Origin of the sequence: Aeromonas sp. Y318-1 (assembly GCF_027706125.1) — a bacterium.
GTDB lineage: Bacteria > Pseudomonadota > Gammaproteobacteria > Enterobacterales > Aeromonadaceae > Aeromonas > Aeromonas hydrophila.
In genome coordinates this window covers 88,556-107,654 of record NZ_JAPDCM010000014.1, presented here as the reverse complement: position 1 = coordinate 107,654, position 19,099 = coordinate 88,556, and the positions used below count along the sequence as shown (strand labels likewise).

Below are 19,099 nucleotides of genomic sequence, written 5' to 3'. Positions count from 1 at the left end.
CCATGCGCCACACGACCAGGAGGGTCCATGAACAAACGGGTGCTGATCACTGGCGGCGGCAGAGGCATTGGCGCCGCCACCGCCCGCCATCTGGCGGGGCAGGGCTATCATCTGTGCCTCAACTATCGCCATGACAAGGGCAGTGCCGAGGCGCTGGTGGCCGAGATCCTGGCCCACTATCCGGTCCGCTGCATCGCGGTGCAGGCCGATGTCGGGGTGGAGGCAGAGGTGGTGCGTCTGTTCGAGGAGATGGACGCGCGGCTTGGCCCCATCACCCATCTGGTCAACAACGCCGGCAGGCTGCAGCCGCAGATGCGGGTGCTGGAGATGAGCGCCGAGCGCATCAACCAGACCCTGACCACCAATGTCACCAGCTGCTTTCTCTGCTGCCGTGAGGCAGTGCGCCGGATGACGGCGGGGGGCGCCATCGTCAATGTCTCCTCGGCCGCCGCCCGGCTGGGTTCGGCGGGGGAGTACGTGGACTATGCCGCCGCCAAGGGGGCCGTCGACGTGCTGACCAGGGGGTTGTCGCTGGAGGTGGCGGCCCAGGGGATCCGGGTCAACGGGGTGCGTCCGGGTTTTATCTATACCGACATGCACGCCGACGGCGGCGAGCCCGGTCGGGTCGACCGGGTGAAGGGGCAGATCCCGCTGCAACGGGGTGGTCAGCCGGCCGAGGTGGCTGCCGCCATCGCCTGGCTGCTGTCAGACGAGGCTTCCTACGTCACCGGCACCTTCATCGACGTGGCCGGCGGGCGCTGACCCCGACCCGAGAGTGAATACAACAAGGGGCGCCTCGGCGCCCCTTCGGTTTATTCCCCCAGCAGCTGTTGCCAGACCGCCAGCACATGGCCGCGCTCCGGCAGCAGCCTGTCGTCGCCAACCTTGCGGGAGACCTCGGAGAGGTTGAGGCGATGGCCGAGGTTGCGGATCTCCAGATAGGCGTGCTTGAGCCCCTCTGCCTGCTCCAGCGTGAGTACCCCCGCCAGCACGCACTCATCGAAGATGCGCACGTTATCGGACCAGCGGGTGAGCGCTTCGGGTTCGCCGCAGGCATGGGCCAGCACCAGGTACTGGGCGATGAATTCGATGTCCACCATGCCGCCGGGAGACTGCTTGAGATCGAACTCGCCGGCACCGGCTTTGAGCAGGTGATCCCGCATCTTGTGGCGCATCTCGCGCACCTCGCGGGCCAGGGTCGGCAGCTCGCGCTCCTTGGCCAGCACGGCGCGGCGGATGCGGGTAAACTCGGCGATCACAGCTTCATCGCCATAGATGGGGCGAGCCCGTACCAGCGCCTGATGCTCCCAGGTCCAGGCCTCGTTTTGCTGATACAGCTCGTAGGCCGACAGCGACGAGACCAGCAGGCCGGAGTCGCCGGAGGGGCGCAGCCGCATGTCGATTTCGTAGAGGATGCCGGACGGGGTGCGGGTGCTGAACAGGTGCAGGATCCGCTGGGCCAGGCGCAGGTAGAACTGGCGGCTGTCGATGGGCTTGCGCCCGTCGGTGTAGCTGTTGGGGTCACCGCCGTGCAGGAACACCAGGTCGAGATCCGAGCCGTAACCGAGTTCGATGCCGCCCAGCTTGCCGTAGGCCACCACCGCAAAGCCGCGCTGGCCGCTCACCGCCACCTCGGGCGGCACCCCGTAGCGTTCGCTCATCTGGGCCCAGGCCTGATTGACCACCTCTTCGGTGATCGCCTCCGCCAGCCAGGTGAGGTGGTCGCTCACCTTCATCAGCGGCAGGGCGCCGGCGATGTCGGCCGCCACGATGCGCAGCAGCTGCACCTGCTTGAACTGGCGCAGCGCCTCCATCTGCTGCTCTACGTCCTCTTCGGGGATGCGCAGCAGGAACTGGCGCAGCTGGGGCTTGTACTGATCGAGCGGGGTGGGGTGATAGAGGTGCTGGGGATCGAGCAGCTCGTCCAGCAAAATCGGGTAGCGGGCCAGCTGCTCGCTCACCAGATGGCTGGCGTCACACAGCCGCACCAGCTGGCGCAGGGCGCCCGGGTTTTCCGCCAGCAGCTGCAGATAGGCGCTGCGGGTGAAGATGCGGGTGAGCAGCTCACAGACTCGCTCGAACAGGCGGGCGGGCTGCTCGCTGGCGACCACCAGTCGCAGCAGCTCCGGCATCAGCCAGTCCAGCGCGATGCGCCCCTGCGGGCCGACCTGACGGCGCTTGTACTCCTCCTTGAAACGCAGCAGGGCGGTGCAGAGCGGGGCGGGCTCGGCCACCCCCTGCGCGGTCAGCAGTTGCTCCAGCTCGGCGGCGTCGAGCTCGGTGCGCCACAGATCGAGCCAGAGCTGCTCCAGATGGGCGGGGGCCTCTTTCTCTTCCCCCACCACTGCGGCGAACTCCTGATGGACGGCCGCCATCTCCTGATCGAGATGAGCCATAAAGGCACCCCAGTCAGCAAAGCCGAGGGCGGCGACGAGTCGCTGGCGATCCCGCTCCTCGGTGGGCAGGGTCTGGGTCTGCTGATCGCCGATCTCCTGCAAGATGTTCTCGACCCGGCGCAGGAAGCGGTAGGCCGTCAGCAGGCGCTCGCAATGGGCGGACTCGAGGGCGCCGCACTGGGCGATGGCGGCCAGCGCCTCCGGCAGGTGGCGCACCCGCAGCGCCGGCTCACGCCCGCCGCGAATAAGTTGCAGCGCCTGGGCGATGAACTCCACTTCGCGAATGCCGCCGGCCCCCAGCTTGATGTTGCCCTCCAGCCCCTTGCGGCGCACCTCGGCGGCGATCATCGCCTTCATCTGGCGCAGGCCGTCGATGACGCCGAAGTCGATATAGCGGCGAAACACGAAGGGGCGCAGCATCTCGGCCAGCTCCACTGCATGTTCGCACTGGGGCCCCAGCACCCGCGCCTTGACCATGGCGTAGCGCTCCCAGTTGCGGCCGTGGTGCTGGTAGTAATCCTCCATGGCGGCAAACGAGATGGCGAGCGGCCCCGCGTCGCCAAAGGGGCGCAGCCGCATGTCGACCCGAAACACCTGGCCGTCGACCGTGCTCTGGTGCAGGGCGTTGATGATGCGCTGGCCCAGCTTGATGAAGAATTGCTGGTTGGCGAGCTCGCGCCGCCCGCCGACCGTGTAGCCGTTCTCGGGGAAGGTGAAGATAAGGTCGATGTCCGAGGAGAAGTTGAGCTCGCCGCCCCCCAGCTTGCCCATGCCGAGGATCAGCAGCGGCTGCGGGTTGCCGTTGCCATCCATCGGGGTGCCCAGCTCGCCGCACTGCTTGGCGTAGAGCCAGTCGCGGGCCGCGCAGATGAGGGCATCCGCCAGTCTGGTGAGATGGACAAAGCTCTCTTCCACCGCCGCATGGCCCAGCAGCTCGCGCCAGGCGATCACCAGCATGCGGCTGCGACGGAACTGGCGCAGGATGCGCTTGAGCGCCTCCTCGTCATCCACCTCGGCCAGCAGGGCGGTCAGATCGTGCTGGTAGGCGGGCCAGCGCTCGGCCTGCTCCAGCTCCCCGGAGGCGAGCAGCTCGGTCAGCAACTCCGGTTGTTTGAAGAGGGAGTCGGCGACAAAATCGGAGAGACCGAGCAGGGTCAACAGGGTCTGACGCACCGGCTCGGGCAGCGTGCCGTAGTCGGGGGCCAGTTCAGTCAGCCGTTGCCAGTGGCGCTGGGCCAGCTCCTGCAGCAGGGGGGAGAAGGCGGAGAAAGAGGGAGAGTGCTGGGCCACGGTTGCCGTCCTTGTGATTAACGAAACTGCCGGATAAAAAGCTGGCTGCCAATCTAGCACTGTCGGGCCCCCGCGTCACAGTGCAGGGGCGAGAAGCATGATCCGGCGGGAATTATCGGCAGCCGGCCATTCAGGTGCGCTGGTAGATATCGGGGTGGTAGATCTCCATCAGGCTGCCGGGGCTTGCTGGCGGCACGAAGCCGAAACCGGCGTAGAGGCCGTGGGCATCCGAGGTGGCGAGGGAGAGGCGACGCAATCCCTGCAACTCGGGATGGTCGAGCATGGCCGCCACCAGCGCCTTGCTGTAGCCCCGGCCGCGATGCTCAGGCAGGACAAACACGTCGGCCAGATAGCCGAAGGTGGCCCGGTCGGTGATGACCCGGGCGAAGGCGACCTGCTGAGCGCCGAGGTAGCCGCCAAAGCAGAGCGAATGGTTGATGGCCCGCTGCAGGGTGGCAAGGGGAATGCCGCGACACCAGTAGGCCTCTTCAGACAAGAAGCGGTGGATCAGCGGCACGTCGAGCCGTCCCTTGTCGGCGCTGATTTCAAGCGCAAGTTCTGTGGTTTGCATCCTGGCTCCTTGCCGCGATGAAAAAAGAAAGGCCCCTCGTGGGGCCTTCCAGTCTAACCGGATTGCGACGTTCAACAACAGCGGCCCTGTGTCAGGCCAGTTTGAAGACCTGAATGATGAGTGCTGTCCAGGGGCTGGCTGTGCTGAGCCATCCCTTCCTGTCGGTGAGATGACGCCCGTCAGGCCAGTTTGAAGGCCTGGATATGGGTATCCAGGGTCTGGCTGTGGCGCTCCACCAGTTCGGAGGCCTCCTGCAGCTCGCGCAGCACCACCACGGAGCCCTCCACCACCTGCTTGACCTGCTCCAGGTTGCCGCTCATTTCCTCGGCCACCGAGCTCTGCTGCTCGGAGGCGGCGGCGATCTGGCGGTTCATGTCGGCCACCCCTTGTACCCTCTGCACTATGGTAGCGAGCTGGTCGCCGGCTTGGGTCACCTGTTCCACCCCCTTGTCGGCCTGCTGCACGCTCTGGGCCATCAGTTCGGCGGCCTGGCGGGCGTTGCCCTGCAACTGCTCGATCATCTTCTGGATCTCGACGGTGGCGGCCTGGGCCCGGTTGGCCAGTTCGCGCACCTCGGAGGCGACCACCGCGAAGCCGCGGCCGGCCTCGCCGGCGCGGGCGGCTTCGATGGCGGCGTTCAGCGCCAGCAGGTTGGTCTGCTCCGAGATGCCGCGAATGGTATCCACGACGGAGCCAATCTGCTCGACCCCCTGTTCCACCTGATTGACCACGGTGGAGGAGCGCTGAATGTTGCCGGAGAGGGTATCTATGGTATTGACGGTGGCGGCCACGCAGCGGCTGCCCTCCTCGGCCAGCAGGCTGGTCTCGGCGGTGGCGTGGGAGGCCTGCTCCGCATGGGCGGCCACCTCGCGAATGGCGCCCACCATCTGGCTCATGGCGCTGGCCAGTTGCTCAATCTGGGTGAACTCCTCGCTGATGGCCTCGTTGGCCTCCTCCATGCAAAGGGTGACCTGGGAGGCGATGTCGTTGAGCTCCTTGCAGGCGACGCGCTGGGTGCCGAACACCTCCTTGAGGTTCTCCTGGGAGTGGGCCACCGCCTTGGCGATGTCACCGAACTCGTCACGGGACTTGAGCAGCACCCGGTGGCTCAGATCCTTGCGGGCGAAGCGCTCCAGCAGGCCCACCAGATAGTGCACCTGCTTGACCATCAGGCGCGAGCCGGTCAGCAGCAGCACCACGAACAGCAGCCCCATGATGGCGGTCTCCATCAACCCGGTCCAGAGCAGGCTGTTGGCGATAGTGTCCGCCTTGTCGGGCGCGATGCCTTCGCTGAGCAGGGTGGTTTCCAGATTGCTGGCGTCGAACCAGAGCTTGACCAGCAGCAGCACAGTACTGAACACCATGAGCAGTACCACTTTGGGTACCAGCCGGATATTGCTCATTCGCCTCTCCAGCGGGTTTAACTGCATAATATTTCTCCTTTTAATGACCGGTTTTCCTTTGTCCTCAGGACTATCGGCATTATCTTCCTTTTTATTAATTCGCACCGTGCCTAAAGTGGGAAAATGTATGCGACATCACTTAACTCATCTGCGCGCCATGGATCTGCTGATGGCGTTTCTGTCGGTGATCTCGGTTTTGCTGGTCACGGCCCGCTGGTGGGGGCATGCCCAGCTCACCCCCCAGACCCTGCAGCTGTTCTATGACGTCGACAGCCTGATCTGCTACTTCTTCCTCGCCCACTTCGCCTATGGCTGGGCCCGAGCCTCCGACCGGATGGCCTTCTTCAAGGCCAACTGGTTCTATCTGCCGGGCAGCCTGCCGATGGTGGAGCAGTTGCGCTGGGCCCGTCTGCTGCAGCTGTGGCGGGTCTATCAGTTGTTCAAGGAGCACCCGGATCTCTGGGCCATGTTCCGTCGCGAGCGCAACGAGACCACCCTCTCCGGCATCCTGTTCCTGTTCTTCCTGCTGCTGGGGGTCGGTTCCGGGGTCATGTATCTGATCGAATCGGGCCAGCCCGGCAGCCAGATCCAGACCCCCTACGATGCCTTCTGGTGGACGCTGGTGACCCTGTCGACCGTGGGGTACGGCGATCTGGTGCCCAAGACGGAGCAAGGGCGTTTCGTCGCCAGCCTGCTGATCCTGTTCGGGGTCGGCCTGTTCGGCGCCATCAGCGGTTTCATGGCCAGCCTGTTTCTGCAGCCGGGGCGGGGGGATGGCGAGCTGGAGAAGTGGCGCCATCACCAGAGTGCGCAGCAGGATCTGTTGTTGCAGGAGCTGCGTGCCCTGCGGGACGAGGTAAAGGCACTGAAACAGAAATAGGCAGCGGCGTCCGGAATGGTCGCGTCGCGGCGCAGACAAGTTGCGAGCCAGCTCTCAGCTCGGGGGGCGCCACTTTTCTTTGCTTGTCCTTTGACCCGCAGGCGGCTTAACATTCGCCAGTCACCTAACCAAACGAAGAGAACCGATCGACCATGCGCGCCCTTCTCGGGATCCTGATCTGCTTGTGTGCCCAACAGGCACTGGCCGATACCCGTTATGTTTCAGACAACATCTTTACCTTTATTCACAATGGTCCGGGTACCCAGTACCGGATCCTTGGCAGCGTCAAGGCGGGTGAGCCGCTGGACGTCAAGGCTGTGAACAACGAAGCCGGTTTCACCCAGGTGGTGGATGGTCGTGGCCGTGAAGGCTGGATCAAGAGCAGCGAGCTGCAGGGCGAGATCAGCCTGCGCGAACGGCTGCCCCAGGTGCAAAAAGAGCTGGAAGAGGCCAAGGCCCGCCTGCTGAACCTCAACGGTGACAACGAGAAACGCTTCACCGAGAAGGATGGCAAGATCGCCGAGCAGAGCAAGGAGATCGCCAGCCTGAAGGCTCAGCTGGCCAGCCAGAGCGAGGAGATGGGCAATCTCAAAGAGCAGAACGACGCCCTGACCCAGAGCTACGACAACCAGGAGCACGACATGCAGATGGACTGGTTCATCCGCGGTGGTGCCATGGTGGGTGGCGGCATCCTGCTCGGCATCCTGTTGCCCATGCTGCCCCGTCGTCGCAGCCGCGGCGATCGCTGGATGAACTGACAACGGCTGTCGGAAGCAGAGTGAAGGGTCGCCATGGCGACCCTTCTTTTTTGCCTTGAGAAAAATTGTATACAAAATAAGGCGATGAATTTTGCCTGGTTAGCATATGGGGCCGATATCGTGCGTCATATGAGCCAATCAGCGATCTTTGTTAATAACAGGCAACAATTTCATTTCATCTATGGGTCGATATTGTATACATTATCGGCGTTTCGGCGGCACGGCCGCCTTCGTCGATATCAGCCCTAGGGCGTACAGGAAGACCCCATATGTTCAAAGCTACCCAAGTGCTTGCCGCTGACTATGTTCCCTCCGATCTGGCCGCCCTGCGCGAAGCCATCACCCAGAACTACGTGGTGGATGAAAATGCCTATCTGGCCGAGCTGTCGGCCATGCTGCCGGGGGATGGCGCCTCGCTGGAACGGGTGACCCAGCGTGCCCGCACCCTGGTGACCAAGGTGCGCAAGGAGAGCGGCTCCGGCGACGGCATCGATGCCTTCTTGCAGGAGTACAGCCTGGATACCCAGGAGGGGATCATCCTGATGTGCCTGGCGGAGGCGCTGCTGCGCATTCCCGATGCCGAGACCGCCGATGCCCTGATCAAGGACAAGCTCTCCGGCGCCAACTGGTCGTCCCATTTTCGCAAGAGCGACTCCACCCTGGTGAACGCCTCCACCTGGGGGCTGATGCTGACCGGCAAGATCATCAAGCTGGACAAGAAGCTGGACGGCAACCCGGCCAACCTGCTGGGCCGCATGGTCAACAAGTTGGGGGAGCCGGTGGTGCGCTCCGCCATGTACGCCGCCATGAAGATCATGGGCAAGCAGTTCGTGCTGGGGCGCGACATGAAGGAAGCCCTCAAGGCGAGCCGCAAGCCCCGCGAGAAGGGTTACACCCACACCTACGACATGTTGGGGGAGTCCGCCCTGACCCTGGCCGATGCCGACAAGTATTTCGGTGACTACCAGCGCGCCATCGAGGCGGTGGGCAACGAACGCATCAGCGACGGCGGCCCGGCCCCCTCCATCTCCATCAAGCTGTCGGCGCTCCATCCCCGTTATGATGTGGCCAACCGCGAGCGGGTGCTCGGCGAAATGTGCGAGCGGCTGGTGGGACTGGTGCGCCTCGCCCGTGACAAGGACGTGGCCATCAGCATCGACGCCGAAGAGATGGACCGCCTCGAGCTGTCGCTGGACTTGTTCGAGCAGCTCTATCGTTCCGAGGCGAACCGCGGCTGGGGCAAGCTCGGCATGGTGGTGCAGGCTTACTCCAAGCGAGCCCTGCCGGTGCTCTGCTGGTTGACCGGGCTGGCCCGCGAGCAGGGAGACCTCATTCCGGTGCGGCTGGTGAAGGGCGCCTACTGGGACAGCGAGCTGAAATATGCCCAGCAGGCCGGCCTGCCCGGCTACCCGCTGTTTACCCGCAAGGCGGGCACCGACATCTCCTACCTTGCCTGCGCCCGCTACCTGCTGAGCGAGGCGACCCGCGGCTTCATCTCGCCCCAGTTCGCCACCCACAACGCCAATACCGTGGTCAGCATTCTGGAGATGGCCGGCGATCGCCAGTTTGAATTCCAGCGCCTGCACGGCATGGGGGAGGAGCTGCACAACGCCGTACTGAACGAACATCCCGGCCTGCACTGCCGCATCTATGCGCCTGTGGGTGCCCACAAGGATCTGCTGCCCTACCTGGTGCGCCGCCTGCTGGAGAACGGGGCCAACACCTCCTTCGTCCACAAGCTGGTGGATCCCAACACCCCGGTCGATTCCCTGGCCGAACACCCGCTGCGCACCCTCAAGCGTTACTCCAGCCTGGCGAACGATCGCATTCCGCAGCCGGTGAACCTGTTCAGCGACCGCAAGAACTCCAGCGGCGTCAACATGAACATCGTCTCCATCCAGCGTCCCTTCTTCGCCAAGCTGAAAGAGCTGGAGAACAAGCAGTGGCTGGCGGGCCCCATCGTCGATGGCGAGACCCTCAAGCGTAACGAAGCCCGCGTGGTGTTGAGTCCGCAGGATGTGAGCCTGACCGTCGGCAAGATCCACTGGGCCGACGAGCAGGCGGTGGAGCAGGCGCTGGCCTCGGCCCATGCCGCCTTCCCGCGCTGGCGCGAGACCCCGGTGAGCGAGCGTGCCGCCGCCCTTGAGAAGCTGGCGGATCTGCTGGAAGCGAACCGCGAGCAGTTCATCTCCCTCTGTACCCGCGAGGCGGGCAAGCTGCTGCAGGACGGCATCGACGAGGTGCGCGAGGCGGTGGACTTCTGTCGCTACTACGCGGTGCAGGCCCGTGGCCTGATGGGGCAGGCGACCCTGCTGCCGGGTTACACCGGCGAGATGAACGAGCTGTTTCTGCAGGGACGCGGCGTGTTCGTCTGCATCAGCCCGTGGAACTTCCCGCTGGCGATTTTCCTGGGACAAGTCGCCGCGGCGCTGGCCACCGGCAACACCGTCATCGCCAAGCCTGCCGAGCAGACCGGTCTCATCGCCCACCTGGCGGTGACCCTGGCTCATCAGGCCGGCATTCCCGGTGACGTGCTGCAACTGCTGCCGGGTGACGGCGCCACCGTGGGTGCCAAGCTGACGGCGGATGCCCGCATCGGCGGTGTCTGCTTCACCGGCTCCACCGAGACCGCCAAGCTCATCAACATGACTCTGGCCCAGCGCGATGGCGCCATCCTGCCGCTCATCGCCGAGACTGGCGGTCAGAACGCCATGATCGTCGACTCCACCGCCCTGCCGGAGCAGGTGGTGCGCGACGTGGTGAGCGCCGCCTTCCAGAGCGCCGGCCAGCGCTGCTCCGCCCTGCGGGTGCTCTACCTGCAGGAAGAGATCGCGCCGCGGGTGCTGGAGATTTTGACCGGTGCCCTGCAGGAGCTCAAAGTGGGCAACCCGGCCGAGCACAACACCGACGTGGGCCCGGTCATCGACGCCGAGGCCAAGGTCGGGCTGGATGCGCACCTGGTGCACATGATCCCGCGTGCCCGCCTGATCGCCCAGGCGCCGATGCCGGCCGTGACCCTGGGGGGCCACTTCGTGCAGCCGACCGCGCTGGAGATCGGCTCCATCCGCGAGCTGACCCGCGAGCAGTTCGGCCCCATCCTGCACGTGGTGCGCTACGCCGCCCGGGAGCTGGACAAGGTGATCGGCGATATCAACGGCACCGGTTACGGCCTGACGCTGGGGATCCACAGCCGCAACGAATCCCATGCCGAGGAGCTGGCGAGCCGCATCAACGTGGGCAACGTCTACATCAACCGCAACCAGATCGGCGCCATGGTCGGGGTGCAGCCGTTCGGCGGGCAGGGCCTCTCCGGCACCGGTCCCAAGGCGGGCGGCCCCCACTACCTGAGCCGTTTCATTACCGAGAAGACCCGCACCATCAACACCACGGCGGTGGGCGGCAACGCCTCCCTGCTGGCGATGGGCGACGCCTGATCGACCGTGACCGACATCAGGCCGCCTGCGGGCGGCCTTTTTCATGGGCGTTCTCATGAGCATTGAAAAGCCGCCATCTTGGGGTCGCCACCCGGCTTGCCGCGTCTTAATATGGTGGCCGGTTGTCGCTTTCATCCGTCACCGCCGCCCAGCCCCGGGCGCGCATTCCGACCGACGTCACAACAAAGAGTGCTGCATCTATGCCATTAACCGAACAGGCCCGCTGGTTCGTGCTGGGGGGCGATCACCTCGTCCTGCTGGATGACCAGGGGCGCATTCCACAAGGCCCCCGTGCCTGTCTGCCCAGCCACTTGCAGCATGCCGCCTTTGAGCGCTTTGATGAGTGGGACGGGCTGCCCTGCCTGCTGCTGGATCTGGGGGAGGCGGCTGACACCGAGGCCCTGACCCCCCTGCGCCAGCTGATGGTGGCCGGTGATGAAACGGGCTTTCAGCTGGCCGGCCGCGCCTGGCAGCTCGTCACCTTTCGCCGCACCCACCGTTTCTGCGGCGAGTGCGGTACCCCCATGAGCCCGAAGGCGGGGGAGTGGGCGCAAGGGTGCCGCCATGGCCACGTCGTCTATCCGCGCATCTCCCCCTGCATCATCGTGGCGGTACGCAAGGGGCCCGCCATCTTGCTGGCGGCCCACCGCCGTCACTATCAGGCCGAGGATCCCATGTATACCGTGCTGGCAGGCTTCGTGGAGGCAGGGGAGAATCTCGAACAGTGCGTGGCGCGGGAGGTGTTTGAGGAGAGCGGCATCCGGGTGCGCAACGTGCGTTACGTGGCGAGCCAGCCCTGGCCCTTCCCCCACAGCCTGATGATGGGCTTCACCGCCGATTATGAGAGTGGCGAGATCCGGGTGCAGGACGAGGAGCTGGTGGCCGCCGACTTCTTCGAGGCAGACCGGCTGCCGCGGCTGCCGCCCCACGGCACCATAGCGCGGCGGCTGATCGAGCAGAGCCTGGGCGAGGCGGGCTGAGGTCGGGTTGAGCCTGGCAAAAAACGGGGCGCTTGTTTGCGCGCCTTCACATCTTTGCACTCCAACGGCGGCGGCAGGCGTTTGAGCCGCCCCCCGCCGCGTACAAAGTGGTATCATATCCGCCATTTTATGCTGGATATGACTCAGGAACTGGGATGAAAGAGCTGAAGAACGATCGTTACCTGCGTGCCCTGCTGCGCCAGGAAGTGGACATGACCCCGGTATGGATGATGCGCCAGGCTGGCCGCTATCTGCCGGAATACAAGGCCACGCGCGCCCAGGCGGGGGATTTCATGTCCCTGTGCCGTAACGCCGAGCTGGCTTGTGAAGTCACCCTGCAGCCGCTGCGCCGCTATCCACTCGATGCCGCCATCCTCTTCTCCGACATTCTCACCGTGCCCGATGCCATGGGGCTGGGTCTCTACTTCGAGCAGGGTGAAGGCCCGCGCTTCGAGCGTCCGATCACCTCCATGGCCGATGTGCAGGCGCTGCCGGTGCCGGATCCGGAAGATGAACTCGGCTACGTGATGAACGCGGTGCGCACCATCCGCCGCGAGCTCAAGGGCGAAGTGCCGCTCATCGGCTTCTCCGGCAGCCCCTGGACCCTGGCCACCTACATGGTGGAGGGGGGCAGCTCCAAGGCGTTCACCAAGATCAAGCAGATGATGTATGCAGAGCCCATGACCCTGCACCTGCTGCTCGACAAGCTGGCCGACAGCGTGATTGCTTATCTGAACGCCCAGATCAAGGCGGGTGCCCAGGCGGTCATGGTGTTCGACACCTGGGGCGGCGTGCTCACCCCGCGCGACTACCGCGACTTCTCCCTGCAATACATGCACAAGATCGTCGACGGCCTCATTCGCGAGCACGATGGTCGCCGCGTGCCGGTCACCCTGTTCACCAAGAACGGTGGCCAGTGGCTGGAGCAGATCGCCGCTACCGGTTGCGATGCGCTGGGTCTGGACTGGACCACCGACATCGCCGACGCCAAACGCCGGGTCGGCGACAAGGTGGCGCTGCAGGGCAACATGGACCCCTCCATGCTCTACGCGAGCCCGGCCCGCATCCGTGAAGAGGTCGCCTCCATCCTGGCCGGTTTCGGTCACGGCAACGGCCACGTCTTCAACTTGGGTCACGGCATCCATCAGGATGTGAACCCGGAGCATGCCGGCGTGTTCGTCAACGCGGTACACGAGCTGTCCGCTCAGTACCACGGCCGCTGAGCGCCGCCGACAGCACAGTGAACAACGGGGCCTGCGGGCCCCGTTTTGCTGCCCGCGACGGGGGCTGCATCCTGACCGCCGCTCGGGTTACACTGCAACCCGGTAGCGGGCGGTCGGCTGCAGGCGGGCACGGCAAGGTGCACCCGGGCCTGACGCCCCAAGGTCATGGCTGGAGGCAGGATGAGCAACAGGTTGTTGGATTGGGGTATCGACCTTGGCGGTACCAAGTGCGAATGCGTGGTACTGGACGGGGACGAGGTGCTGCTGCGCCATCGCATTCCCACCGAGCGTGCCGGCGGTTATGACCACATGATCGGCCAGATCGCCAAACTGGTGGCAGAGTGCGCCGAGAAGATCGGTCAGCGGCCGACCCTCATCGGCATGGGGACGCCGGGGGCGCGGGATCCGCAAACCGGCCTGATGAAGAACTGCAACACCACCGAGCTCAACGGCAAGCCGTTCAAGGAAGATCTGGAACGCAAATTGGGTGTGCCGGTGCTGATTGCCAACGACGCCAACTGCTTCGCGCTGGCGGAAACCCATCTGGGGGCGGTGCGCCAGCACCACCCTGATGCCAAGGTAGTGTTCGGCATCATCATGGGCACCGGAGTGGGCTCCGGCATCGTCATCAACGGTCGCATCCTCAACGGTCACCACGGCATTGCTGGCGAGTGGGGCCACAACGTGCTCTCCCCCGACGGCCCCGAGTGCTACTGCGGCAAGCGCGGCTGCGTCGAGACCTTCATCAGCGGCCCGGCGCTGGAGGCCTGGTACGAGGCCAAGGCCAAGCGTCACCTCTCGCTGGCCAAGATAGCGGCGGCGACGGCTCACGACCACGTGGCCAAGCTCACCATCGATCGGCTGCATCTGCTGTTTGGCCAAGCGCTTGCCAACGTGGTCAACATCCTGGATCCGGATGTGATCGTCATTGGCGGTGGGGTCGGCAACGTGCAGAGCCTGTACAGCGTGGGACGGGAGACTATTTTGCCCTTCCTCTTTAATCCCCGCTTCGCCACCCCCATTATTGCTCCAGCCCTGGGGGACAGCGCCGGGGTATTCGGGGCGGCACTGCTGGCCCGCGGTGAATTTCAGGATGCTTTGCTGTCGTGAGTCAGCCATCCGCTTGTCCCTTTGTCCCAGTTAAGGACCCAGAGTTTTCATGATCAAGATTGCCATCAACGGGTACGGGCGGATCGGCCGCAACGTGCTGCGGGCCCTCTACGAGAGCGGCCGCGACAAGAACATCAAGATAGTGGCCATCAACGAGCTGGCCGCCCCCGAGGCCATGGTGCACCTGACCCGCTTCGACACCAGCCACGGTCGCTTCCACCATCCGGTGCAGCTGGCCGGCAACAGCATGCTGGTGGGGGAGGATCTCATCTCCCTGTTCGCCGAGCGGGATCCGTCGCGCTTGCCGTGGCGAGCGCTGGGAGTGGACGTGGTGCTGGACTGCACCGGGGTGTTTGGCTCGCGGGCCGATGCCGAGCTGCATCTGGCGGCGGGGGCGGGCAAGGTGTTGTTCTCCCATCCGGCCGAGGCGGACGTGGACGCCACCATCGTCTACGGGGTCAACCATCAGGTGCTGACCGGGCGCGAGCGGATCGTCTCCAATGCCTCCTGCACCACCAACTGCGTGGTCCCCGTCATCGAAACATTGCATCGAGAATTCGAGATAAATTGTGGTACTATTACGACAATTCATTCGGCCATGCATGATCAGCAAGTCATCGATGCCTACCACAGCGACTTGCGTCGAACCCGCGCTGCCAGCCAGTCCATCATCCCGGTGGATACCAAGCTGGCCAAGGGGTTGGAGCGGATCCTCCCCCACTTCGCCGGCAAGTTCGAGGCTATCGCGGTACGGGTACCGACCATCAATGTAACGGCAATGGATCTCAGTATTACTGTTCGTAAAAAAGTGACGGTTACTGACGTAAATCAAGCCCTGCAACGGGCATCCAGAGGTACATTAAGCGGTATTCTGGATTACACGGAAGAGCCACTGGTCTCCGTAGACTTTAATCATGATGCTCACTCCTGCATCATTGATGGTACCCAGACCCGGGTCAGCGATGCCAACCTCGTCAAGATGTTGATGTGGTGTGATAACGAATGGGGCTTCGCCAACCGCATGCTGGATACCACCCGGGCCATGATGGCCGCAGGCTGAGAGCCTGCACCGGGCGCAAGGTTACTGTTTTTAACATTACCTGAAAATATAGAGGACTGAATATGTCTGTTATCAAGATGACTGACCTGGATCTGGCGGGCAAACGCGTTCTGATCCGTGCTGACCTGAACGTGCCGGTAAAAGACGGCAAGGTCACCTCCGATGCACGTATCGTGGCGACTCTGCCGACCATCAAGCTGGCTCTGGAAAAGGGCGCCAAGCTGATGATCACCTCCCACCTGGGTCGTCCGACCGAGGGTGAATACAACGAAGAATTCTCCCTGGCTCCGGTTGTCAACTATCTGAAAGACGCACTGTCCTGCCCGGTTCGTCTGGCCAAAGACTACCTGGATGGCGTAGACGTCGCCGCCGGTGAGCTGGTTGTGCTGGAAAACTGCCGCTTCAACAAAGGCGAGAAGAAGAACACCGAAGAGCTGGCCAAAAAATACGCCGCCCTGTGTGACGTCTTTGTAATGGATGCGTTCGGTACTGCTCACCGCGCCGAAGGCTCCACCTACGGTGTGGCCCAGTTCGCACCGGTCGCCTGTGCCGGCCCGCTGCTGGCGGGTGAACTGGAAGCCCTGGGCAAAGCCATGCTGAAGCCTGAGCGCCCGATGGTTGCCATTGTTGGCGGCTCCAAGGTCTCCACCAAGCTGACCGTACTGGAATCCCTCTCCAAGATCGCTGACCAGCTGGTGGTCGGTGGTGGCATCGCCAACACCTTCATCGCTGCTGCCGGTCACAACGTCGGCAAGTCCCTGTGCGAGCACGACCTGATCGACACCGCCAAGAAACTGGCTGCCGAAACCAACATCCCGGTGACCACCGACGTGGTTGTCGGTGCCGAGTTCTCCGAGTCCACCCCGGCCACCATCAAGTCCGTCGCTGACGTGACCGACGGCGACATGATCTTCGACATCGGCCCTGACTCTGCCAAGGCCCTAGCCGACATCATCATGAACGCCAAGACCATCCTGTGGAACGGCCCGGTCGGCGTGTTCGAGTTCGACCAGTTCGCTGAAGGCACCAAGGTGATCGCCGAAGCCATCGCTGCTTCTCCGGCCTTCTCCATCGCTGGCGGTGGTGACACCCTGGCTGCCATCGACAAGTTCGGCATCGCCGATAAGGTCTCCTACATCTCCACCGGCGGCGGCGCCTTCCTGGAGTTCGTGGAAGGCAAGGTACTGCCGGCTGTTGCGATTCTGGAACAGCGCGCCAAAGCCTAATTGACCCGAGACGGGGGGCAAAAGCCTCCCGTTTCGTTTATCATGTGCCCGCTGTGCCGGTTCATGATGAACCCCCCATTTTTTATTAACGGCATACGAGAACAGGACGATTAAACATGTCTAAGAAAATTTTCGACTTCGTAAAACCCGGCGTGATCACTGGTGATGACGTTCAGAAAGTGTTCGCCATCGCGAAAGAGAACGGCTTCGCTCTGCCGGCCGTCAACTGCGTCGGTACCGACTCCGTCAACGCCGTACTGGAAGCTGCCGCCAAGGTGAAAGCACCGGTTATCGTTCAGTTCTCCAACGGTGGTGCCGTGTTCACCGCCGGTAAGGGTCTGAAACTGGAAGGCCAGCAAGCTGCCATCATCGGTGCCATCTCCGGTGCCAAGCACGTTCACGCCGTTGCTGAAGCCTACGGTGTACCGGTCATCCTGCACACCGACCACGCCGCCAAGAAGCTGCTGCCGTGGATCGACGGTCTGCTGGACGCGGGCGAGAAGCACTTTGCTGAAACCGGCAAGCCGCTGTTCTCCTCCCACATGCTGGATCTGTCCGAAGAGTCTCTGGAAGAGAACATCGACATCTGCTGCGAGTACCTGACCCGCATGGCCAAGATGAACATGACTCTGGAGCTGGAACTGGGTTGCACCGGTGGCGAAGAAGACGGCGTCGACAACAGCCACATGGACCAGTCCGCCCTGTACACCCAGCCGGAAGACGTGGCCTACGCCTACGAGCGTCTGTCCAAGATCAGCCCGCGTTTCACCATCGCTGCCTCTTTCGGCAACGTACACGGTGTTTACAAGCCGGGTAACGTCAAGCTGACTCCGTCCATCCTGGACGCTTCCCAGAAGTACGTTTCCGAGAAGTTCGGCATCCCTGCCAAGTCTCTGGACTTCGTATTCCACGGTGGTTCAGGTTCCACTCTGGAAGAGATCCGCGAATCCATCTCCTACGGCGTGGTGAAGATGAACATCGACACCGACACCCAGTGGGCGACCTGGGAAGGCATTCTGGGCTTCTACAAGAAGAACGAAGCTTACCTGCAAGGTCAGCTGGGCAACCCGGAAGGCGCCGACAAGCCGAACAAGAAGTTCTACGATCCGCGTGTATGGCTGCGTGCTGGCCAGACTACCATGATCGCTCGTCTGGAGAAGGCTTTCTCCGACCTGAACGCCATCGACGTACTGTAATTCGTTACGGTAATTTGATTGCATGAAAAGGCGCCCTGCGGGGCGCCTTTTGCATTGCAGCATGGCGGGGTCGCCAGCGGACGTGAGCAAGGTGTCTTTCGAGGCACCTTTTGCATTTCTGTGATCCCTGCGGGCTGGATTGGCGGCGGGTGGCTGAGTATTATCGATGACAGGCCGTTTATTTTAGTAAACGCAACGCTATCAAGGCAGGATGCTGAGCATGCAGGCAGGAAAGCACTACCCCCATCAGGAGCACGTGGCCTCCTATTACGCGGCTACCCGCAACGACAATCAGCAATGGCCTGAACTCAGTGGCGAACTGAATGCCGAGGTCTGCATCATCGGCGGCGGCTTCACCGGTCTCAACACCGCCATCAATCTGGCCGAAGCCGGTTACAAGGTGGTGTTGCTGGAGGCCAACCGCATCGGCTGGGGCGCCTCCGGGCGCAACGGCGGCCAGCTCATTCGCGGTATCGGCCACGACACCAGCCAGTTCGCCCGCTGGATTGGTGCAGAGGGGGTGCGCGAGCTGGATCTGATGGGGCTGGAGGCGGTCGAGCTGGTGCGCGAGCGGATAGAGCGCTTCAACATCGATTGCGACCTGCGCTGGGGCTACTGCGATCTCGCCACCCGTCAGCGTCATCTGGCCGGGTTTGCAGAGGAGGCGGCGCACTTGGCGAGCCTCGGCTACCGGCATGAGGTGAAGCTGGTGGCACGGGAGGATATTCACCGTGTGGTGGGGTCGGATCGCTACATCGGCGGCATGATCGACATGGGCTCCGGCCACCTGCACCCTCTCAACCTGGCGCTGGGTGAGGCGCGCGCGGCGGCCAGCCTGGGTGTGGCTCTGTTTGAGCAGTCCAGAGTGGTGCACATCGACTATGGCGATCGGTTGCAGGTCACCACGGCCCACGGCCGGGTCAGCGCCGACTACCTGGTGATCGGCTGCAACGCTTATCTCAACGACCTCAACCCCGAGCTGGGGGGCAAGGTGCTGCCGGCGGGCTCCTACATCCTCGCCACCGAGGTGCTGGAGAAGCGGCTGCGCCAGCGGCTGCTGCCGCAGAACATGGCGGTGTGCGATCAGAACGTGGCGCTCGACTACTACCGCCTCTCCGCCGACGGCCGGCTGCTGTTTGGCGGTGCCTGCAACTATTCAGGAAGGGATCCTCGCGACATCAAGGCCTTCATGCTGCCCAAGCTGCTGCGGGTGTTTCCCGAGCTGGCGGATACCGCCATCGAATTCCAGTGGGGCGGCATGATAGGCATCGGGGCCAACCGGCTGCCCCAGATCGGCCGTCTGCCGGAGCAGCCCAACGTCTTCTATGCCCAGGCCTATTCCGGCCACGGTCTCAATGCCACGCACATGGCGGGCAAGCTGGTGGCAGAAGCGATCAAGGGGGAGAGCCGGGGTTTCGATCTGTTCGGCAGCGTGCCCCACATGACCTTCCCCGGTGGCCCGGCGCTGCGCTCGCCATTACTGGCGCTCGGCATGCTCTGGTACCGCTTCAAGGATATGTTTTGAGGGGCGCTGGATCTGGTGCGCCACGGCGTGGTGGTTGGTCGGATTGA

General features: G+C 63.6%; 14 protein-coding genes. 11 read left to right on the top strand and 3 right to left on the bottom strand.

Annotation, left to right across the window (positions count from 1 at the left end):
* Positions 1 to 27 precede the first annotated feature (27 nt).
* The gene (locus OKB87_RS19280; protein ID WP_270828285.1) at positions 28 to 762 is read left to right on the top strand and encodes an SDR family oxidoreductase; all 735 of its coding nucleotides are present in this window, start codon (positions 28 to 30) and stop codon (positions 760 to 762) included.
* Between the two features lie 50 nt (positions 763 to 812).
* Here the strand turns inward: OKB87_RS19280 and glnE are convergent, their stop codons facing one another.
* The 3 genes from glnE to OKB87_RS19265 form a co-directional block, all read right to left on the bottom strand.
* Positions 813 to 3,686 (bottom strand): bifunctional [glutamate--ammonia ligase]-adenylyl-L-tyrosine phosphorylase/[glutamate--ammonia-ligase] adenylyltransferase, encoded by a 2,874-nt coding sequence (glnE, locus tag OKB87_RS19275; RefSeq protein ID WP_270828284.1) that lies wholly within the window; start codon positions 3,684 to 3,686, stop codon positions 813 to 815.
* A gap of 130 nt (positions 3,687 to 3,816) precedes the next feature.
* Positions 3,817 to 4,257, bottom strand: a complete 441-nt coding sequence (locus tag OKB87_RS19270) for a GNAT family N-acetyltransferase (protein ID WP_017410669.1) — start codon at positions 4,255 to 4,257, stop codon at positions 3,817 to 3,819.
* Between the two features lie 179 nt (positions 4,258 to 4,436).
* Positions 4,437 to 5,687, bottom strand: a complete 1,251-nt coding sequence (locus tag OKB87_RS19265) for a methyl-accepting chemotaxis protein (RefSeq protein WP_029302409.1) — start codon at positions 5,685 to 5,687, stop codon at positions 4,437 to 4,439.
* A gap of 31 nt (positions 5,688 to 5,718) precedes the next feature.
* On the opposite strand from OKB87_RS19265, the gene OKB87_RS19260 reads away from it, so the two are divergent.
* The 10 genes from OKB87_RS19260 to OKB87_RS19215 all read left to right on the top strand — a co-directional run bounded on the left by OKB87_RS19260 (position 5,719) and on the right by OKB87_RS19215 (position 19,052).
* Positions 5,719 to 6,540 carry a potassium channel family protein gene (locus OKB87_RS19260; RefSeq protein WP_011704725.1) on the top strand — a complete coding sequence of 274 codons (822 nt, stop codon included), beginning with the start codon at positions 5,719 to 5,721 and terminating at the stop codon, positions 6,538 to 6,540.
* A gap of 152 nt (positions 6,541 to 6,692) precedes the next feature.
* Positions 6,693 to 7,298: a TIGR04211 family SH3 domain-containing protein gene (locus tag OKB87_RS19255; RefSeq protein ID WP_011704726.1), complete on the top strand. Its 606-nt coding sequence runs from the start codon at positions 6,693 to 6,695 to the stop codon at positions 7,296 to 7,298.
* Positions 7,299 to 7,567: 269 nt separating this feature from the next.
* A complete protein-coding gene (gene putA, locus OKB87_RS19250; RefSeq protein WP_270828283.1) occupies positions 7,568 to 10,732 on the top strand; it encodes a bifunctional proline dehydrogenase/L-glutamate gamma-semialdehyde dehydrogenase PutA in 3,165 nt (1,054 codons plus the stop codon).
* Between the two features lie 200 nt (positions 10,733 to 10,932).
* The gene (gene nudC / locus OKB87_RS19245) at positions 10,933 to 11,712 is read left to right on the top strand and encodes an NAD(+) diphosphatase (protein WP_270828282.1); all 780 of its coding nucleotides are present in this window, start codon (positions 10,933 to 10,935) and stop codon (positions 11,710 to 11,712) included.
* 155 nt (positions 11,713 to 11,867) lie between these two features.
* On the top strand, positions 11,868 to 12,935 hold the full coding sequence (gene hemE, locus OKB87_RS19240) for a uroporphyrinogen decarboxylase (RefSeq protein WP_024943205.1): 1,068 nt from the start codon (positions 11,868 to 11,870) through the stop codon (positions 12,933 to 12,935).
* Positions 12,936 to 13,115: 180 nt separating this feature from the next.
* Positions 13,116 to 14,045 carry an ROK family protein gene (locus OKB87_RS19235; RefSeq protein ID WP_270828281.1) on the top strand — a complete coding sequence of 310 codons (930 nt, stop codon included), beginning with the start codon at positions 13,116 to 13,118 and terminating at the stop codon, positions 14,043 to 14,045.
* Positions 14,046 to 14,094: 49 nt separating this feature from the next.
* Positions 14,095 to 15,105 (top strand): erythrose-4-phosphate dehydrogenase, encoded by a 1,011-nt coding sequence (gene epd / locus OKB87_RS19230; RefSeq protein ID WP_010635047.1) that lies wholly within the window; start codon positions 14,095 to 14,097, stop codon positions 15,103 to 15,105.
* A 62-nt stretch (positions 15,106 to 15,167) separates the two neighbouring features.
* Positions 15,168 to 16,331: a phosphoglycerate kinase gene (locus OKB87_RS19225; RefSeq protein ID WP_043164440.1), complete on the top strand. Its 1,164-nt coding sequence runs from the start codon at positions 15,168 to 15,170 to the stop codon at positions 16,329 to 16,331.
* 116 nt (positions 16,332 to 16,447) lie between these two features.
* A complete protein-coding gene (gene fbaA / locus OKB87_RS19220; RefSeq protein ID WP_011704732.1) occupies positions 16,448 to 17,527 on the top strand; it encodes a class II fructose-bisphosphate aldolase in 1,080 nt (359 codons plus the stop codon).
* A gap of 220 nt (positions 17,528 to 17,747) precedes the next feature.
* Positions 17,748 to 19,052: an NAD(P)/FAD-dependent oxidoreductase gene (locus tag OKB87_RS19215; protein WP_270828280.1), complete on the top strand. Its 1,305-nt coding sequence runs from the start codon at positions 17,748 to 17,750 to the stop codon at positions 19,050 to 19,052.
* Positions 19,053 to 19,099: the final 47 nt, after the last annotated feature.